Here is a 19,027-nt window from a genome sequence, read left to right as displayed (position 1 = left end):
TCCATCGCGCGGCGCGCGACGGCAGGCGGCTCCGACGCTCTGCGGGCCCGGCGCTCCGTCCCTGAGGACGGAGCGCCGGGCCCGCAGTGCATCGTCGACGCCGCGCGCGGCGTCGCTCCGACGATCGATCAGCCGGTGAAAGGCTCCGAGGCCTTGATCTCCACCGGGATCTCCTTGCCGTTCGGGGCGGCGTAGCTGAGCGTGTCGCCGACCTTGGTGCCGTTGATCGCCTGCCCGATGGGGGAATCGGGGGAGTAGACGTCCATGTCCGAGTCGCCGGCGATCTCGCGGTTGCCGAAGAGGAAGGTCATCTCGTTGCCCGCGACGGAGGCGGTGACCTTCATCCCGGGCACCACGGTGCCGTCGCCGGCCGGAGTCTCGCCGACGTAGGCCTTCTCCAGCAGCTGGGTCAGGTACTGGATGCGCGCCTCGGCCTTGCCCTGCTCATCCTTGGCGGCGTGGTAGCCCCCGTTCTCCTTCAGGTCACCCTCTTCGCGGGCGGCCTCGATCTTGTCGACGATCTCCTGCCGGCCGGGACCGCGGAGGTGGTCCAGCTCGGCCTGGAGCCGGTCGTAGGCCTCCTGGGTGAGCCACTGGGCGTTGGGGTCGGTCTCGTGGGTGTTCGTCGACACAGTCTTCTCCTCGGTTCGGGGAGGAACCCGTGCCGTCCTCCTCGGCGGGGTCCGGACCTCGCCGCACGGGGTCGTGCCACAGCGAGCGGCACCGCTCCGCGGCGGCTCGGGGCCCCGTCGGAACGATGCCGTCAGGTTCCTCGTCGTGCATGCAAAGACCCCGCCTGAGGATCAGCGGTCCCGGGCGTCGGCCCGGGCCGTCCCCGGCGGGGTGGTGTTGCGTGTACCCCAGGATAGTGCGGATCCGGCCCGCGGCTCAATGCCTCCGGGCATCGGCGACGCTCGTGTCGGGCCTGACGTCGTGGACGGGGGCCAGGCCGAGGGTGCCAGACGGAGGGCGCCAGACGGAGGGCGCCAGACTGAGGGCGTCAGACGGAGTGCGCCAGACTGAGGGCGCCGGGCCGACGGCGCCCGACCGGGGTCGGCGGATCGGGGCGGCGGACGCGGCGGCTCAGCCGCGCGGGCGGAACCAGCCGCGGACGGGACCGTGGACGACGGCGACGACGGCCAGGGCCGCGGCGATCATCACCGTCGCCAGCGCCGCGGCGGTCCGCGGGTCCGACTGCTGGAGCAGGTAGATCTGCACCGGCGCCGTGCGGGTGATGCCCGGGGCCGAGCCGGCGAAGGCCAGCGTGGCGCCGAACTCACCCAGGCAGCGGGCGAAGACCAGCACCACTCCGGCGGTCAGCGCCGGGCGGATCAGCGGCAGCACCACCCACCACAGAGTCGCCAGAGGTCCGGCGCCCATGGTGGCGGCGGCCTCCTCGTACTCGCGCGAGACGCCCTGCACGGCGGACTCCACCGAGAGCACCATGAAGGGCAGTGCGACGAAGCTCTGCGCCAGCACCACCGCCGCGGAGGTGAAGGTGACCTGCAGACCCAGCAGCTCGAGCGTGCCGCCCAGCATTCCGGCGCGGCCGAAGGCCGCGAGCAGGGCGACCCCGGCGACCACCGGCGGCAGCACCAGCGGCAGCAGCACCAGCGGGCGCAGCCAGCGCAGCAGAGGACTCCTCCCGCGCCCGAGCAGCAGGCCCAGTGGAACGCCGAGCAGCAGGCAGATCAGCGTCGAGACGCCGGCCGTCCAGAGGCTGAGCACCAGGGCATCGCGCGCCCGGTCGCCGCCGAGCAGGTCGGGGACGGCGAGCAGATCGGCCTGCAGCACCAGCGCGACGACCGGTCCGACCAGCAGCGCGGCGCCGAGCAGCGCGAGCACGCCCAGGGCCGGCGGCAGCACCGGGATCGCCGGGCGGGAGCGGAGACGGGACGACCGGCCGACCATGATCAGGAGCCCGCGTCGTCGGCGGCTGACGCGGCACCGTCGTCATGGCCCTCGTCCTCGGCGTCGTCCTCAGACTCGGCCGCCGGCGGCGGCAGGAAGCCGGACTCCTCGAAGGCCGCGCGGCCGTCCTCCGAGGCCAGCTCGCCCATCAGCTGCTCGGCGGCCTGCGGATGCGTCGGGGCGGCGGAGAGGCCGGCCCACATCTGATTGGTGCCGCCGTCGTGCTCCGGGACCTCGAGGGTCCGGACGTCCTCGCCGGCGGCCGCGGCGTCAGTGCGGTAGACGAGCCCGGCGTCGACCTCGCCGAGGCTGATCTTCGACAGCACCGAGGACACCGAGGTCTCCTCGGTGTCGGCGTGCAGGTCCAGCGCCAGTTCCTCGGAGAGGGCCCCGGCGAGCATGCCACAGGGCACCTGCGGGGCGCAGATCGCCGTGGTCAGCTCCTCGGCGCGGTCGGCGAAGTCTGCGAAGCTCTCGATCTCCCCGGGGTTCTCGGCCGGCACGGCGAGCACGAGGCGGTTGGTCGCCACGGGCAGCGGGTCGCCGCCGATGTGTCCGCCGTCCTGCAGCTCGGTCATGTGACGGCGTGAGGCGCTGAACACGACGTCGAAGGAGCGGCCGGAGTCGATCTGTGAGACGAGCGTCGAGGTGCCGGCGTACTCCGGGGCCATGGTCGAGACGACGTCGGCGACGTCCGGGTCGGCGGCCAGCCGCTCCAGCGCGGGCTCGGCGGAGGCGGCGGACAGCACCACCGGCGGCTCCGCCTCGCCGCCGCCGTCTTCGGCGGCCGGGGACGCGCAGCCGGCGAGCGTCAGCCCTCCGATGATCACCAGCACCACGGCCAGCACCAGCAGGGCGCTCGGTCGCGGCGGCGGCGTGCGACCTCTCACGTCTCGACCGTCCAGCACGACTCGACCACGCCGGTCACCCCGCGGCGCTCGGTGCGCAGATCGACGGTGAAGCTCTGCGTCCGCTCGGAGACGTCGTCGCCGGTGTGCGGGCCGACGGTGACGGTATCGGCGCCGACCACCGCGTAGGAGTCGTCGAGGACCTGCACCATGCAGCGCACGGTGGAGTCGAACTCCTTGGTGACCTCGAAGTCGACCGACGCCTCGGAGTCGGAGACGATGTCGTAGCCGACGTCCTTCGACTCCGGCAGACGGCTCGGTCCGTCCGCGACGACCCAGACGCCCAGGCCCAGCGCGGCGATCAGCGCCAGACTGATCAGCACGGTGCGCAGACGGCGGGACGGCCGACGGCGCACGGTGCCGTAGCGCTCGGCGAGGACGGCGGGATCGGCGGCTCGGCTCATCGGGCATAGTCTAGAGGGTCGGCGCAGGTGTCCGCCCGACGGCGACGTCGTGCGGCGCCGGCGTCCGCCGGGTCACGCGGCGCACCGGGATGAACTCCGCGTGCCCTGCTGTTGCACTGCGCGACGGGTCGCTCCGCCGCGGCCCGTCCGCGACGGCGAGCCGGTGCGGCCCCGACTGCACGAGCCCGTCGCCGCGGCGCCGACGCGCCGACGCCCCGACGCCCCGACCTCGTCGAGACGACATCGACACGACATCGACACGACATCGAGACCACGGAGAGAGCTGTGACCCCGACGCCAGACCAGCCGGCCGACCACGTGCCCACCACCACTCCGGTGACGCGCCTCGATCCCGACACCGGACTGCACGCCGACGCCGAGCAGGCCGGTGCGGCGACGGTGCCGCCGTCGGAGGGCCTGCGGATGCTCGCCGTCCATGCCCACCCCGACGACGAGTCCTCCAAGGGCGCGGCGACGATGGCCGCCTACGCCGCCGCCGGCGCCCGGGTCATGGTCGCCACCGCCACCGGGGGCGAGCGCGGCGACCTGCTCAACGAGGAGGCCGCCGAGATCCCGCGGGCCCATCGGGACCTGCCCGGGCTGCGCCGGCAGGAGATGGCTCGGGCCGCCGAGGAGCTCGGCATCGAGCACGAATGGCTCGGATTCGAGGACTCCGGGCTGCCCGAGGGCGACCCGACGCCGCCGCTGCCCGCCGGATGCTTCGCCGCCCTGCCGCTCGAGCGGGCCGCCCTGCCGCTGGTGCGCCTGGTGCGCCGCTTCCGGCCGCATGTGATCGTCGCCTACGACGAGTCCGGCGGATACCCGCACCCGGACCACATCATGTCCCACCGGATCGCGAAGGAGGCCTACGAGGTGGCCGGAGATCCGGGCCGCTACGCCGGCGTCGGCGAACCGTGGGAGCCGCAGAAGCTCTATTACGACAAGGCCTTCAACCCGGTGCGCTTCCGGGCGATCCACGAGGCGCTGGAGGAGGCGGGCATGGAGTCGCCCTTCGGCGACCGCCTGGCGCGCTTCGAGGATCCCGAGGCCATGCCGTGGCTGACCAAGCACGAGGTCACCACCCAGGTCCCGATCGGCCCCTTCATCGAGCACCGCGATCGAGCACTGCTGGCCCACCGGACCCAGGTCGCCCCGGGAAGCTTCTTCTTCGCCACGCCGAACGACCTGCTGCGTCGGATCTGGCCCTATGACGACTACATCCTGGTCGCGTCCCGCGTGGAGTCGCAGGCGCCGGAGGACGACCTCTTCGCCGGGCTGCGCTGAACGCTCCGCGCCGTCCCGCGCCGTTCCTGCGTCGTCGCCCTCGCCGTGCGGCGCTGTGCCGGGCCTCGGCGGCCTGCGGAGGCCGCGCGGGAGGCGTAGACTGGTGCCCCGGGCCGGCGCGTGCCGGCCGCTGACCGACGGCTGACCCAGAGGCGAGAGACCCGTGCTTCATCTACCCGCAGCGACCGCCCTCGCCCTCGGCGGAGGCGGCGACTCGCCCGACCTTCGCCCCGGGCTGGAGGAGACGGACATCAGTCCCGGCCCCGAGGGCTTCTTCTTCACTGCGCTGATCGCCGTGCTGCTGATCCTCGTCGTCCGGGATCTGGCCAAGCGCATGCGCCGGATGAAGTACCGCTCGACGGTCGAGGCCGAGCAGGAGGGGACCGAGGTCGAGTTCCCCGGCGAGGTGAATCCGGCCGAGATCGTGCCCAGCCGCATCGGCGCCGGCCAGCGGCGCGCTCGCGAGGCCGCGGCGGCCGACCGCTTCGGTGATCCGCAGGAGACCGGGAGCGACGCCTCCGGCGCCCCGCGCGGAGCCGACGATCAGCCGACGGAGAGCCGCGACGCGGAGCACTGAGAGCGGACCGTCGGCCGGTGCCCGGCGAGCATCCGGGGCGAGCCCCTAGACTGACGGCATGGCCTCGCATGTGACCTCTGCAACATCTTCGGTGCGCGTACTGCCCCACGGCGCCTGGCCCTCGGCGATCTCCGCCGAGCAGCTCGCCGTGGGCGGCCATCGGCTCTCGGCGCCGAGCATCGTCGGCGACCATCTCTGGTGGGTCGAAGGACGTGCCGACGAGGGCGGCCGCCAGGCTCTGGTGCGCACCGCCGCCCCGGTCTCGCCGGAGGACGACGCGGCCGACGTCGACGTCGTCACCGTGCTGCCGGCGCCCTTCGACGCCCGGTCCCGCGTGCACGAGTACGGCGGGTCGGCGTGGGCGGCCGTGCCGGCCGAGCTGCTCGACGACGGCTCGGAGTCGCCGCTGGTGCTCTTCGTGAACTGCGCCGACCAGCGCATCCACCGATTCCGCGAGGGTGAGGAGCCGGTGCCGATCAGCCCGGTCGGTCCGGAGGTCGCCTCGGCCGGAGGCCCCTCGCTGCGCTGGGCGCAGCCGCTCGTCGTCCCCGGCCGACAGGCCCCCGCGGGCGTCGTGACGGAGGTCTGGTGGATCTGCGAGGACCACACCGCCGACCGCCGCGGCCCCGACGGCGCCCCGCACATCGAACGCTATATCGCCGCCGTGCCGCTGGACGGCTCCGCAGCGCAGGACCCGGCCCGGGTGCGGCGAGTGACGCCGTCGTCGCGCTTCGTGGCCCACCCGCGGATCTCGCCCGACGGCACGCGGCTGGCGTGGATCTCCTGGGAGCGCCCGCAGATGCCCTGGGACGGGACCGCGCTGCACGTCGGGCGGCTGGTCGACGGCGTCGTGGTCGAGGAGGAGGTCGTCGACGGTGACGAGCACACCTCGGTGCTGCAGCCGGAGTGGCGCGACGCCGAGCGGCTGGTCCACCTCTCCGACCGTTCCGGATGGTGGAACCCCTGGGGCTGGTCGGCGGCGACCGGGGCGACCCAGCTGCTGCGCGAGGAGCGCGAGCACGCGGGGCCGCTCTGGCAGCTCGGCGAGCAGTGGCTGACGCTGCTCGATCCGGACACCGCGCTGATCCGGCACGGCACCGCCGTCGACCTGCTCGGCGTCCTCGACCTCTCCACCGGGGCGGTGGCCGAGCTGCACGTGCCGCACACCGACGTCGCCGGGGCCGTCGTCCGCGACGACGGACTGGTGGCCTTCACCGGGACCTCGCCGGAGCAGTTCCTCGGCGTGCAGGCCGGGCGGCTGGTCAACGACGGCTACGGCTGGCGGATCACCGGGCTGCGCACGCTGCGCTCCTCGCGGCGCGACGCCCCTGCCCCGGGTCTGCTGCCGGTCCCCGAGCCGATCACGGTGACCGCCGAGGATGGCCACCACGTCCACGCGGTGCTCTACCCGCCGCGGCAGGAGGGCGTCGTCGGGCCCGAGGGGGAGCTGCCGCCGTTCATCGCCCAGGTCCACGGAGGCCCCACGGGGCAGGCCGCCGTCGGGCTCTCGCCGGCGGTGGCGTACTGGACCTCGCGAGGCATCGGCGTCGTCGACATCAACTATGGCGGCTCCACCGGCTTCGGCCGGGCCTATCGCGACCGGCTCAAGCGGCAGTGGGGCGTCGTCGACGTCGAGGACACGGTGACGGTGATGCGGCATCTGGTGGCCGAGGGGATCGCCGACGGGGAGCGGCTGGCGATCGAGGGCGGCAGCGCCGGCGGCTGGACGACGCTGGCCTGCCTGACGCGCACCGAGGTCTTCGCCGCCGGGGTGTCGAGCTTCGGCGTGGCCGACGCGGTCGGGCTGGCCGAGGACACCCACGACTTCGAGTCGCGTTACCTCGACCAGATGATCGGGGCGTACCCGGAGGAGATCGAGGTCTACCGCGAGCGGGCGCCGCTGAGCCATGTGGAGTCGCTGAGCTGCCCGGTGCTGCTGCTCCAGGGCGAGGAGGACCGCATCGTCCCGCCGAGCCAGGCCGAGCGCTTCCGCGACGCGCTGGCGACGAAGGGCATCCCGCATGCCTATCTGCTCTTCGCCGGCGAGCAGCACGGCTTCCGGAAGGCGGAGAACATCATCGCCAGCTTCGAGGCGTCGCTGAGCTTCTACGGGCAGGTGCTGGGCTTCGAGCCGCCGGACGTGCCGCGGCTGACGCTGACCCGGTGATCCGGGGCGCTCCCCTCCTGCATCGAACGGGGAATCCACTACCGCTGTGCCGCCGATCCGGCGATTCAGCAGTAGTGGATCCCCCGCTCGATGCGGGGTTGTGGAGAACGTCAGCGCGACGACGAGCATCTGGTCCAGACTCGTGGCGTGATTCGTCGCCAGCCTCGCCGCCTCCCGCTGCCCGCCGCGTTGTCGGATCGAGCTTTCACCCTCGACCAGGCGCGGCGCTATGGCGTCGACGCGCGACGGCTGACCTACGACGACGTCGTCTCCCTCGGTTCCGGCGTCCACGCACCGGCCGCTCTCGTCGCCTCGGCTTCGCCCGTCGACCGCAGCCTGCTCGTCGCCCGGGCCCTCGCCGTCGAGGTCCCCGAGACCTGGCTCTCGCACACCACGGCGGCTCGGATCCGCGGGCTCCACCTGCCGCCGCATCTGGAACAGGACCTTCGTGTCCATCTCAGCCAGGCCCCGGCGTCGGACACCCGCGTCGAGCGGGCCGGCGTCGTCGGGCACCGCAGCACGGTGCGCGACCACGACGTCGTGACGTTCGACGGTCTCCGCGTCAGCTCGCCGGCGCGCACCTGGCTGGAGCTGGCCGCGAGCTGCTCGATCCGTCAGCTCGTGGTGCTCGGTGACCAGCTGGTGCGCAGGCCCCGGGCACTCTACGAGGGACGGGCGGAGCCGTTCGCGACCCTCGACGATCTGTCCGAGGTGCTCGGGGGCACGCGCCGGGTGCGCGGCCGCCGTCGAGCGACGGCGGCGCTGGACGACGTCCGGTGCGGAGCGGATTCGCCACCGGAGACTCTGCTCCGTCTGGCCCTGATCGAGGCGGGGCTCCCCGAGCCGGCGCTGCAGGTCCCCGCGGATCTGGGGGATCCGCTCTCGCCGCCGGCGGATATGGCCTATCCCGAGTGGGGGATCGCGATCCAGTACGACGGCGAGACCCACTACACCCCGGAGCAACACCGCGCCGACCAGCACCGGGAAAACGTCTTCCGCGCCGCCGGGTGGGTGGTGCTCTGCTTCCACCGGGCGGATCTGCGCGCCGGCTTCCGCGGGGCCGTCGCGATGGTCCGGACGGCGCTGCGGCGGCAGGGCGCTGCGGTCTGAGGGCCCCGACGCATCGAGCGGGGGATCCACTACCGCTGTGCCGCCGATGCGGCGATTCAGCGGTAGTGGATCCCCCGCTCGATGGTGGGGGAGGTGCCGGAGGAGCGGGTCAGCGGGCGGCGGGAGCCTCGACGGACTCTGCCCCGCCCGCGGAGCTCTCCTCAGCGCCGTCTGCTGAGTCCTCTGCTGAGCCCTCCTCCGTGTCGTCGTCGAAGGGCAGGCCGGTGCGGCGGGCCGAGTAGAGCTCCTGGTCGAGGATGCCCTCACGCTTGGCCACGATGGTCGGCACCAGTGCCTGGCCGGCGACGTTGAGCGCCGTGCGACCCATGTCGACGATGGGCTCGACGGCCAGCAGCAGGCCCACGCCCTCCAACGGCAGTCCCAGCGTGGACAGCGTCAGCGTGAGCATCACCGTCGCGCCGGTGGTGCCGGCGGTCGCGGCGGAGCCGATCACGGAGACGAAGACGACCAGCACGTACTGGGTGATGCTCATGTCCAGGCCGAAGAACTGGGCCACGAAGAGCGCGGCGATCGCCGGGTAGAGGGCCGCGCAGCCGTCCATCTTGGTCACCGCGCCCAGCGGGACGGCGAAGGAGGCGTAGGAGCGCGGCACGCCGAGATTGCGCTCGGTGACCCGCTGGGTCAGCGGCATCGTGCCCACCGAGGAGCGGGAGACGAAGCCGAGCTGCACTGCCGGCCACACGCCGGTGAAGTACTGCTTGGCGGCCAGCCCGTTGCTGCGCACCAGGATCGGGTAGACCACCAGGAAGACCAGCGCCAGGCCGACGTACATGCACAGCACGAAGATCCCCAGCGAGGACAGCGCGTCCCAGCCGTAGGTCGCGACGGCGCGGGCGATCAGCGCCAGGGTGCCGATCGGCGCCAGGCGGATGATCCACCACAGCACCTTCTGGATGATCGCGAGCATCGCGGAGGTGACGTCCAGGAACGGCTCGGCCTTCGGCCCGATCATCATCGCCGCGATGCCGATGGCGATGGAGATGACGAGGATCTGCAGCACGTTGAAGGTCAGGCCGGTCTCGACGGCGCCGGAGGCGGCCGTCGAGGACTCGGCGGTCAGGCCCATGAAGTTCGCCGGCACGATCGAGTCCAGGAAGCCCAGCCATGAACCCTGGCTCGACGGCGCCGCGGCGGCGTCGGCCTCGACGCCGGTGTGCTGCCCGGGCCGGCCGATCGTGCCGATCGCCAGCCCCAGCAGCACGGCGATGAAGGCGGTGATGGCGAACCACAGCAGCGTCTGTCCGGCCAGTCGGGCGGCGTTGGTGACCTGGCGCAGCTGGGCGATGGAGGTGACCACGGCGGTGAACACCAGCGGCACCACGGCGGCGGTCAGCAGCGAGACGTAGACGCCGCCGACCTCGCTGACGGTGGTGGTCAGCCAGTTCGGGTCGTCCTGGTCGCCGCCCATCGACCGGGCGATGAACCCGACGCCCAGACCCACGACCAGGGCGGCGAGGATCTGGTTGCCGAAGGAGGTCATCCATCGCGGCAATCGGCGGGCGCGGGTCTTCTCGGCGGGCTCCGCGGTGGCGGACATGCTTCGGCTCCGTTCACGTCGTGTTCAGGGGGCGGTGCGGCGGGCACCGTGCGGGCCGACGTCGTCGACGCCGTCGACGCCCGCCGCGGCACGGAGACGCCAACGGGGTCGGGATCGGCGCTATTCCGCGGATGAACGCAGGTTACGGGGGAGTCGTGCACGTCACAGTCGGAGGATCGTGCACCACCTGCATGGCAGTGTGCAGTGAATCACAACCGGTGGGCCCGGATGGGCGCCGAAAGTGGGATGCGACCTGACCTGCCCGCCCCGCCCGGGCGCGGTTCGACTGAGGAGGAGCGACCTGCCATGACATCGTCACCCGCCAGCACGTCCGCCAGCACATCGGCCCGAGCCGATGAGAGCCCGACTCTCGGGACGTCGCCGAGCGCGACGTCGACCTCGGAGACCACGGCTCTCGTCGTCGGAGCCGGATCGGCCGGCTGCGTGGTCGCCCGCCGGCTCGTCGACGCCGGCGTCGCGGTGACCCTGCTGGAGGCCGGAGGGGAGGACCACAATCCGGCGATCCACGATCTCTCCCGGATGGGGGAGCTCTGGCACGGTCCCGAAGATTGGAACTACTACACCGTGGGCATGGAGGGCACTGCCGACCAGCCGATGCACCTGCCCCGCGGGAAGGTCCTCGGCGGCTCCCATGCGCTCAACGCCACGATCTGGGTGCGCGGCGCGCCGAGCGACTTCGACGGCTGGGCCGTCGACTGCGGGCCGGACTGGTCCTGGGAGAGCGTGCTCCCGATCTATCGAGAGCTCGAGGACTTCTCCTCCGGCGCCGACGAGCTGCGCGGATCCGGCGGCCCGCTGACCGTCGACGGAGACTATCCGCTCGAACCCATCCATCAGGCGATCGTCGACGCCGCCGTGGAGTCCGGTGTCGCGTACAACCCCGACTACAACGGCGAGACGCTCGACGGCGTGTCCCAGCAGCAGGTCACCATCCGCGACGGCGAGCGGGTCAACACCTGGAAGACGCATCTGAAGCCGGTGCGCGATCGGCTGAGCATCCTGACCGAGGCCCACGTCCACTCGGTGATCGTCGAGGACGGATCCGCCGTCGGAGTGCGCCTGGGGAGGACCGGCGACGAGCGCGAGCTGCGCGCCGACCAGGTGATCCTCTGCGCCGGGGCCCTGGACTCTCCGCAGATCCTGCTCCGCTCCGGCATCGGTCCGGCCGAGGAGCTGCGCGAGGCCGGCGTCGACGTCGTGCATGACCTGCCGGGCGTGGGCAAGAACCTGCACGACCACCTGCTGGCGCCGGTGATCGGGGTGTCGATGTCCCGCGACGTCGACCCGCCGAAGCCCGGCGTCTCGGTGACCCAGACCCACCTGTTCGCCCGCAGCCGGCCCGACCTCACCGTCCCCGACACTCAGCCGATCTTCTTCGCGGTGCCGATGTACTCGCCGGGCATGGAGGAGGTCGAGGGCACCGCCTTCACGCTGCACTCCGGCATCGTCTCGCCCCGCAGCCGCGGGGAGATCACGCTCTCCGGCCCCGGACTGGAGGACCCGGCGCGCATCGATCTGGGCGCGCTCGCCGACCCGGGAGACGTCGAGGCGCTGCTCTTCTCGCTGAAGCAGTGCCGGGACATCCTCGCCCAGCCGGCCCTGGCCGACGAGTGGGGCGCGGTGGAGGTGCATCCCGGTCCCGAGGTCACCGAGGAGGACGAGCTGATCGACTACATCCGCCGGTATGCGGTGACGTATCACCACCAGGTCGGCACCTGCCGGATGGGCGTCGACGACGGCGCCGTCGTCGACCCCCGGCTGCGGGTGCGCGGGCTGGACGGCCTCCGCGTGATCGACGCCTCCATCATGCCGACGATCACCACCGGCAACACCAACGCGCCGACGATCATGATCGGGGAGAAGGGCGCCCGGTTCATCCGGGAGGATCTGGGGCCGGGCCGTACGGCGGAGCGTGTCGGTTCGGCGGGCCGGAGCGAAGGGGTCGCACCGGCGGGATGAGCGGCGGAGCGGACGCTCGGTGCCGGGGACCCGTCGACGGCGGCGCGCCGGTGGACGAGACTGGGGGCATGGGACATCGCCTCGCCGAGAGCTCGTCACGCTATCTGCGCCAGCACGCCGACAACCCGGTCGACTGGCATCCGTGGGGCGAGGGGGCCTTCGCCGAGGCCCGACGCCGCGACGTGCCGGTCTTCGTCTCGATCGGCTACTCGGCCTGCCACTGGTGCCACGTGATGGCCGCCGAGTCCTTCTCCGACGCACAGATCGCGGAGACGCTGAACGACGGCTTCGTCGCGATCAAGGTCGACCGCGAAGAGCACCCGGACGTCGATGACGCCTATATGGCCGCCACTCAGGCCCTCACCGGGCAGGGCGGCTGGCCGATGAGCGTCTTCACCGATCCCTCGGGCCGCGTCTTCCATGCCGGCACCTACTTCCCGCCCCGGCGCCGCGGACAGATCCCGTCCTTCGCGGAGGTCCTCGACGCCGTGCGGGCCGCCTGGACACGCCGGCGCGATGAGGTCGAGGCCTCGGCGGCGCAGATCGCCGCCGCGCTCGGCGACCAGCGACGGCGCCAGGCCCAGCTGGCCACTGCGCCTGCGGAGGAGCTGGGGGCGCCCCATCCCGAGCACGACGGCGTGCCGGGCACGGGGATCCTCGCGCAGGCCGGCGACGTCGTCGCGCAGGCGATCCAGGCGCTGCTCGCCGAGGAGGACACCGTCCACGGCGGGTTCTCCCCGGCGCCGAAGTTCCCGCCGTCGCCGCTGCTGGGCCTGCTGCTGGAGGAGGCCGCCCGGGATCCCGAGTCCCCGGCGGGTCCGCCGGCGATCCGCGTGATGGAGGCGATGGGCCGGTCTGCGCTGCACGATCAGATCGAGGGCGGATTCGCCCGCTACGCCACCGACCGCGCCTGGGCGCTGCCGCACTTCGAGAAGATGCTCGCGGACAACGCCCAGCTGCTGGGCCACTATGCGCGGTTGAGCGTGCACCCGGCCGCCACGGAGGCGACGCGCGCCGAGGCCGAGCGGGTGGGGCGCGGCGTCGTCGACTGGCTGCACCGCCGGATGCTGCTGGACTCCGGGCTGCTGGCGTCCTCGCTCGACGCCGACACCGTCGACGCCTCAGGCCGCCACCAGGAAGGCGGGACCTACCTGATGAGCGACCGCGACCTGCGGGCCGCGGCCCGCGCGGCCGGGCTCGGCGACGACGACGCGGCCCGGCTGGTGGCGCTCGACCGCGGCGTGCCCGCCGACGAGGCGGGGACGGCGGCGCACGTCACCGAGGACACTCCGCGCACTGTGCACTTCGACGCTCCGCTCAGCGGCGAGGACCGCCGCGTGTGGGAGGCCGTGCTGCCGGTGCTGCGGCGTCGTCGAGCGGCCCGCGCCCAGCCGGCGCGCGACGAGAAGGCCGTCGCCGCCTGGAACGCGATGGCGGTGCGCTCGCTGGCCGAGGCCGCCGTCTGCTGGGCGGACGAGGACCTGCTGGAGCGAGCCGGACGGCTCGGCGAGAGGCTCTGGGACGTCCACGTCGACGACGGGACGGGCGACGTCGGCCCCGGCCTCGCCGCCGGAGACGCCGACGCCGGTCCGGTGGTCCGCCGCGTCTCCCATGCCGGTCGCGCCGATGCGGCGCTGGGCACGCTGACCGATCACGCCCAGATGATCAGCGCCTGCTTCACGCTCGCCTCGGTCGGAGCAGGGGACGCGCAGCGCTGGCTGGACCGCGGGCGTCGGCTGCTGGCCACGCTGCGGCGGCGCTTCGTCGTCGAGGACGAGGAGGGCCGTCCGGCCCTGGTGGAGAGCGCCGACGGCGGCGCGATGCTCACCGCCGCCCTGCAGGGCCCGGCGCTGGCCACGCCCTTCGACGGGCCCGAGCCCGGCGGCGTCGCCGCGGCCGCCGACGCGCTGCAGCAGGCCGAAGCCCTGGTGGCGACCGCCGACGGTGACGGGCTCCCCGACGAGGACGCCCTGCGCGCCGCCGACATCCTCCACCATGCGCCGACCGCCGCCCCGCGGGCCCCGATGGTCGTCGGCTCCAGTCTGCAGGTGCTGCGGCGCGTCGCCGTCGGGTCGCCGGCGTTCCGGATCCTCTCCGCGACCGCGGAGGACCTGGCCGCGGTGCGCCGGGCGGCGGTGCTGCACGGCCCCGCCGTCGAGCCGCCCGCCGAGGGCGCGATCGGGCCGGGGCGTCCGCTGCGGCTGAGCGTCTGCCTCAACGCCGTCGAGGCCATGGTCTGCCTGCCGCCGGAGTCCACCGTCGCCGCCGCGCTGGGGCGACTGGGCGAGCGGCCGCCCGGCTGAGTCGCCCGCCTGAGTCGGCCGGCGCGCCGAGCCGGAGTCAGCCCAGCACGGCGAGCATGATCGCGACGGCGTGGCAGACGAAACCCACCAGCGTGCAGGCGTGGAAGAGCTCGTGGAAGCCGAACCAGCGCGGCGAGAGCACCGGCCGCTTCAGCCCGTAGACGACCGCTCCGGTGATGTAGGCGGCCCCGCCGACGCAGATCAGCACCGCGGCGGCGACGTCGGCGGCGAAGAAGTCGCCGAGGAAGACGACGGCCGCCAGCCCGAGCAGCACGTAGACCGGCACGTACAGCCAGCGCGGCGCCGCCGTCCACAGCAGGCGGAAGGCCACGCCGCCCAGCGCACCGACCCAGACTCCGGTCAGCAGGATCAGATCCTTCGGCGCCGGCAGCAGCGCCAGCGTCAGCGGCGTGTAGGTGCCGGCGATGATCAGCATGATGTTGGTGTGGTCGAGCCGCTTCAACAGCATCCGCGTGCGGGGACGCCAATGCCCCAGGTGGTAGGTCGCCGAGACGGCGAAGAGCAGCAGGCCGGTCACCGCGTAGACGGCCGACGGGATCCTCAACTCCGGCGGCGCGAGCACCACCAGCACGACGCCGACGGCCAGCGCCAGCGGCACCATGCCCGCATGCAGCCAGCCGCGCATCGCCGGCTTGGGCGGCATCGCCGGAGCGGACCGGGAGGAGGCGGACGGCTCGGCCTGCGGGCGCTCGCCCGGGGAGTCTCGGGAGTCGGTCCGCAGGGTCATGGCCCCAGTCTACGCCGGGGAAGTGACCGGCAGGTAACACCGTCGCCGCGCGATACCGTGGTGTCCGCGTCGACGCTCCGCCGTCGGCGACGACGATGAGCGAGGAGGCGCCATGAGCCTGCGGGACCTGCCCTATGCGGTGTATGAGCGGCGGCTGCGCCGTGCCCTGCCCGCCGACCGGCTGCCCCGGCACATCGGCGTCGTCGTCGACGGCAACCGTCGCTGGGCCCGCCAGGCCGGTGCGCACACCGCCGACGGGCACCTCGCCGGAGCCGACAAGATCGTCGAGTTCATCGGATGGTGCGCCGAGCTCGACGTGCCGACGGTCACGCTCTACATGCTCTCCACCGACAACATGAGCCGCTCCTCCGAGGAGCTGGACCAGCTGATGGAGATCATCGGCGACACGCTGGAGCGGCTGGCCGAGTCGCGGCCGGGCGGACGCCCGGTGCGCGTCCACCCGGTCGGAGCGCCGGAGCTGCTGCCCGAGCCGTTGGCGGCCCGGCTGCGCGAGATCGCCGAGATCGCCGACGACGAGCCGCCCTCGGTGCACGTCAACGTCGCCGTCGGCTACGGCGGACGCCAGGAGATCGTCGACGCGGTGAAGGCGCTGCTGCGCGACGCCGAGAGCCGGGGACGCAGTCCCGGCGCGGTGGCCGAGGAGCTGACGCCGGGGGCGATCGCCGACCGGCTCTACACCCGCGGCCAGCCCGACCCGGACCTGATCATCCGCACCTCCGGCGAGCAGCGGCTCTCCGGATTCCTGATGTGGCAGTCGGCCTACTCGGAGTTCTACTTCTGCGAGGCGCTCTGGCCGGACTTCCGCCGAGTGGACTTCATCCGGGCGCTGCGCGACTTCGCCCAGCGCCAGCGGCGCTACGGGGGCTGAGCCGGGCCGGGCACGGAGCTTCGCCGCCCGGCGACGGCGGTGACCTGGAGACGTCATGCGCCGTCCGGCTCGTGGTCATCGCCGGGGCGGGGGAGAGTTCACCGAGCCGTCATCTCGACGTCCGTGTTGTTGACCCCAGCCGCGGCGGGCAGGTCTAGTCTGGGCAGTGTCAGGAACCTGACCGGAGAGGCCCGACACATGCCGTACGGCAGATGGGGTCGGTCCGGCCCCTGCGGGCCGAACCGCACACACCGTCCGATCGTCGAAGCGGGAGCGGCATCCGCCCCGCGTCCTTCCGGGCACGGCCGGCGACGGCCGGGGCCTGCGGGGCGCCGAGGCCGCCGCTCCCCGGTCTGGAGAAATCGTGCCCTCCCTGAACTCCTCCGCCCCGACCACCCCTGAGCACTCGGCCGACGCGCGGGACGCGTCCGCCGGCGCGGTCGCGCAGAAGACCTATGTGCTCGACACCTCCGTGCTGCTCTCGGACCCGCGGGCGATGCTCCGCTTCGCCGAGCACGAGGTGATCGTCCCCCTCGTCGTCATCTCCGAGCTGGAGGGCAAGCGGCACGACGCCGAGCTGGGCTACTACGCTCGCACCGCCCTGCGGCTGCTCGACGAGATGCGCGTCGCCCACGGGGCGCTGAACCAGCCGATCCCGCTCAACGAGGAGGGCGGGAGCCTGCTCGTCGAGCTCAACCACATCTCGCTGGAGGTGCTGCCGCACGGTTTCCGCGGCTCGGACAACGACTCGCGCATCCTCGCTGTGGCCAAGAGCTTCGCCGACGAGGGCCGCGAGGTCACCGTGGTCTCGAAGGACCTGCCGATGCGGGTGAAGGCCTCGGCCATGGGCCTCGACGCCGACGAGTACCGCAACGAGTGGGTCGCCGACACCGGCTGGACCGGACTGGCCGAGGTCACCGCCACCGACGAGCAGCTCTCCAGCCTCTACGACGGCGAGCTGATCGACCTCGACGACGCCGAGGACCTGCCCACCAACACCGGCCTGGTGATCTCCTCGGGCACGGGCTCGGCGCTGGGACGCGTCCGCATCGACGGGGCCTCGCAGAAGCACGTGCAGCTGGTCCGCGGCGACCGCGAGGTCTTCGGCGTCCACGGCCGCTCGGCCGAGCAGCGGCTGGCCATCGACATGCTCACCGACCGGGAGGTCGGGATCGTCTCGATGGGCGGGCGCGCCGGCACCGGCAAATCCGCCCTGGCCCTCTGCGCCGGCCTCGAGGCGGTGCTGGAGCGGCGCGAGCACAAGCGGATCGTGGTCTTCCGCCCGCTCTACGCCGTCGGCGGCCAGGACCTGGGCTATCTGCCGGGCACCGAGACGGAGAAGATGAACCCGTGGGGGCAGGCGGTCTACGACACGCTCGGTGCGCTGGTCAGCGAGAACGTCCTCGACGAGGTCGCTCATCGCGGGCTGCTGGAGGTCATGCCGCTGACCCACATCCGCGGCCGGAGCCTCCACGACGCCTGGGTGATCGTCGACGAGGCGCAGTCGCTGGAGAAGAACGTGCTGCTGACGGTGATGTCGAGGATGGGGCACAACTCCAAGATCGTGCTCACCCACGACGTCGCCCAGCGCGACAACCTGCGCGTGGGCCGGCACGACGGAGTCGCCGCCGTGGTCGAGACGCTGAAGGACAACCCGCTCTTCGGCCACGTGACGCTGAACCGCTCCGAGCGCTCGCGGATCGCCGCGCTGGTCACCGAGCTGCTCGACCAGGGCTGAGCGCGCGGCCGCTCCGGCGCGCGACGATGCTGATCAGGCCCGGGCCGCTCGTGCGGCCCGGGCCGTCCGCGTCATGAGGAAGGCCACGGCGACGCCGGCGATCGCGCCGGAGAGGTGAGCGGTCCAGGAGACGCCCGTCCCGGCGGTGAACGGCAGCATGCCGAAGAGCATCGAGACCCCGTGGACGAGCAGCACGAGCACGGCGACCAGCACGGCGACGATCCGTCGGGTCAGGACGCCGTAGGCGATGAGGAAGGTGCCGAAGCCGTAGGTCACCCCGGAGGCGCCGATGTGGTGGCCGGCGCAGTCCAGCGAGCCGGGCGCCTGGCAGACCCACGGAGTGCCGATCACCCACAGGACCGCGCCGGAGAGCAGCCAGATCAGCAGCAGGATCAGCGGGAAGCGGCGGTCGAGCAGGGCGATCAGTCCGCCGAGCAGCAGCCAGGCGACGGTGTTGCCGATCAGGTGTCTGACTCCGCCGTGCACCAGCGGCATCGTGACGATGCCGATCAGCCCGGAGAGCTCGCGCGCCTCGAGGCTGAGCGACAGCGTCAGCCAGTTGCCGGTGACCAGGCGGACCAGCAGCATCACCCACATCACCGCCACCGGGATCAGCACCGGCAGGGCGGTGCGCAGCAGGTGGGAGCGTGCGTCGCGGGCCAGCGCGCCCCAGGAGTCGCCGCCGTCGCCCTCCGGCGTCCTGGCGGGGGTGTTCCTCATGATGCCTCGCTCTCGTGAGTCATCTCCATCCTACGGGCGGATGCGGGTCGCGGCCCTCCACAGGTCGGCCTCCACCGTTCCCGGCATCGCTCGGATCGGCCTACGCTGGTTCCCGTGATCCCCCATATCGGCGACCTCCTCACCTCCGGCTCGATGCTCGACCTGCTCGCCGGCGTGCTGCTGCTGTGCGGCGGCGCGGCCTTCGCCCTCTGCGCAGTGGCGCTGAGCTTCGTGGACCTCGCCGAGCACCGGCTGCCCAACCGCATCCTCTACCCGTGGGGGCTCACGACGCTGGGGGTGCTGGCCGGGGTCACCCTGCTCACCGGCGACCTGGAGGGTCTGCTGCGCGCGGCGGCCGCGGCGCTGATCTGGGGAGGGACCTTCCTGCTGATCCGGCTGATCCATCCGCCGTCGCTCGGGATGGGGGATGTGAAGCTGGCGGCGGTGCTCGGGCTCTACACCGGGTTCCTCGGCTGGACGACGATGCTGGCAGCCGTCGTGCTGGCGTTCCTGCTGGGCGGGCTGGTCGCCGCCGGGCTGCTGATCACCCGCCGGGCGGGCCGGCGCAGCCGCATCCCCTTCGGGCCGTTCCTCATCCTCGGCGCGGCGATCGCGCTGATCATCAGCTGAGCCGCCGGCCGTCGCCGAGCTCATCGCGGCCGCCGGGCCGGTGAGCCCGGCGTCGCCCCGTGGTCATGAGGAATTCATCCATATCGGCGGGGGAGCTGCG

General features: G+C 73.0%; 16 protein-coding genes. 9 read left to right on the top strand and 7 right to left on the bottom strand.

Annotated features, from left to right (window positions below; translation table 11 throughout):
- Positions 1-128: 128 nt before the first annotated feature.
- From greA to GU5_RS13795, 4 genes are all read right to left on the bottom strand, one after another.
- A complete protein-coding gene (gene greA / locus GU5_RS0103260) occupies positions 129-632 on the bottom strand; it encodes a transcription elongation factor GreA (protein WP_010524151.1) in 504 nt (167 codons plus the stop codon).
- Between the two features lie 451 nt (positions 633-1,083).
- Positions 1,084-1,911 (bottom strand): ABC transporter permease, encoded by an 828-nt coding sequence (locus tag GU5_RS0103255; protein ID WP_010524150.1) that lies wholly within the window; start codon positions 1,909-1,911, stop codon positions 1,084-1,086.
- Positions 1,912-1,913: 2 nt separating this feature from the next.
- A complete protein-coding gene (locus GU5_RS13800) occupies positions 1,914-2,801 on the bottom strand; it encodes an extracellular solute-binding protein (protein ID WP_010524149.1) in 888 nt (295 codons plus the stop codon).
- The gene (locus GU5_RS13795; protein ID WP_010524148.1) at positions 2,798-3,223 is read right to left on the bottom strand and encodes a DUF4307 domain-containing protein; all 426 of its coding nucleotides are present in this window, start codon (positions 3,221-3,223) and stop codon (positions 2,798-2,800) included. The genes GU5_RS13800 and GU5_RS13795 overlap by 4 nt, the downstream gene beginning before the upstream one ends.
- 423 nt (positions 3,224-3,646) lie before the next feature.
- On the opposite strand from GU5_RS13795, the gene mca reads away from it, so the two are divergent.
- The 4 genes from mca (at position 3,647) to GU5_RS0103220 (ending at position 8,361) form a co-directional block, all read left to right on the top strand.
- Positions 3,647-4,507 carry a mycothiol conjugate amidase Mca gene (mca, locus tag GU5_RS0103235; RefSeq protein ID WP_050806576.1) on the top strand — a complete coding sequence of 287 codons (861 nt, stop codon included), beginning with the start codon at positions 3,647-3,649 and terminating at the stop codon, positions 4,505-4,507.
- A gap of 163 nt (positions 4,508-4,670) precedes the next feature.
- Positions 4,671-5,084, top strand: a complete 414-nt coding sequence (locus GU5_RS13790) for a hypothetical protein (RefSeq protein ID WP_010524146.1) — start codon at positions 4,671-4,673, stop codon at positions 5,082-5,084.
- Between the two features lie 58 nt (positions 5,085-5,142).
- Complete coding sequence (locus GU5_RS0103225) at positions 5,143-7,251, top strand: prolyl oligopeptidase family serine peptidase (RefSeq protein ID WP_050806573.1); 2,109 nt, start codon at positions 5,143-5,145, stop codon at positions 7,249-7,251.
- A 147-nt stretch (positions 7,252-7,398) separates the two neighbouring features.
- Positions 7,399-8,361, top strand: a complete 963-nt coding sequence (locus tag GU5_RS0103220; protein ID WP_010524144.1) for an endonuclease domain-containing protein — start codon at positions 7,399-7,401, stop codon at positions 8,359-8,361.
- Positions 8,362-8,470: 109 nt separating this feature from the next.
- Here the strand turns inward: GU5_RS0103220 and GU5_RS0103215 are convergent, their stop codons facing one another.
- A complete protein-coding gene (locus GU5_RS0103215) occupies positions 8,471-9,919 on the bottom strand; it encodes a dicarboxylate/amino acid:cation symporter (protein ID WP_010524143.1) in 1,449 nt (482 codons plus the stop codon).
- Between the two features lie 306 nt (positions 9,920-10,225).
- Here GU5_RS0103215 and GU5_RS0103210 point away from each other — a divergent pair, with 306 nt between their 5' ends.
- The gene (locus GU5_RS0103210; protein WP_010524142.1) at positions 10,226-11,899 is read left to right on the top strand and encodes a GMC family oxidoreductase; all 1,674 of its coding nucleotides are present in this window, start codon (positions 10,226-10,228) and stop codon (positions 11,897-11,899) included.
- Between the two features lie 68 nt (positions 11,900-11,967).
- Complete coding sequence (locus tag GU5_RS13785; protein WP_010524141.1) at positions 11,968-14,202, top strand: thioredoxin domain-containing protein; 2,235 nt, start codon at positions 11,968-11,970, stop codon at positions 14,200-14,202.
- Between the two features lie 37 nt (positions 14,203-14,239).
- On the opposite strand, the gene GU5_RS0103200 is transcribed toward GU5_RS13785, so the two are convergent.
- The gene (locus GU5_RS0103200; protein ID WP_010524140.1) at positions 14,240-14,950 is read right to left on the bottom strand and encodes a hemolysin III family protein; all 711 of its coding nucleotides are present in this window, start codon (positions 14,948-14,950) and stop codon (positions 14,240-14,242) included.
- A gap of 112 nt (positions 14,951-15,062) precedes the next feature.
- On the opposite strand from GU5_RS0103200, the gene GU5_RS0103195 reads away from it, so the two are divergent.
- Positions 15,063-15,839 (top strand): isoprenyl transferase, encoded by a 777-nt coding sequence (locus tag GU5_RS0103195; protein WP_010524139.1) that lies wholly within the window; start codon positions 15,063-15,065, stop codon positions 15,837-15,839.
- A gap of 364 nt (positions 15,840-16,203) precedes the next feature.
- Positions 16,204-17,577 carry a PhoH family protein gene (locus GU5_RS0103190; protein WP_010524138.1) on the top strand — a complete coding sequence of 458 codons (1,374 nt, stop codon included), beginning with the start codon at positions 16,204-16,206 and terminating at the stop codon, positions 17,575-17,577.
- 33 nt (positions 17,578-17,610) lie between these two features.
- Here GU5_RS0103190 and GU5_RS13780 read toward each other — a convergent pair whose 3' ends face one another.
- Entirely contained in the window at positions 17,611-18,297 is a 687-nt protein-coding gene (locus GU5_RS13780) for a rhomboid family intramembrane serine protease (RefSeq protein WP_010524137.1), read from the bottom strand.
- 114 nt (positions 18,298-18,411) lie between these two features.
- Between GU5_RS13780 and GU5_RS0103180 the strand changes: the two genes are divergently transcribed.
- Entirely contained in the window at positions 18,412-18,927 is a 516-nt protein-coding gene (locus GU5_RS0103180; RefSeq protein WP_010524136.1) for an A24 family peptidase, read from the top strand.
- Positions 18,928-19,027: the final 100 nt, after the last annotated feature.

The organism is Nesterenkonia sp. F (genome assembly GCF_000220985.1).
GTDB lineage: Bacteria > Actinomycetota > Actinomycetes > Actinomycetales > Micrococcaceae > Nesterenkonia.
Note: the sequence above shows the minus strand (reverse complement) of the source record. Positions and strands in the feature narration are given on the sequence as shown.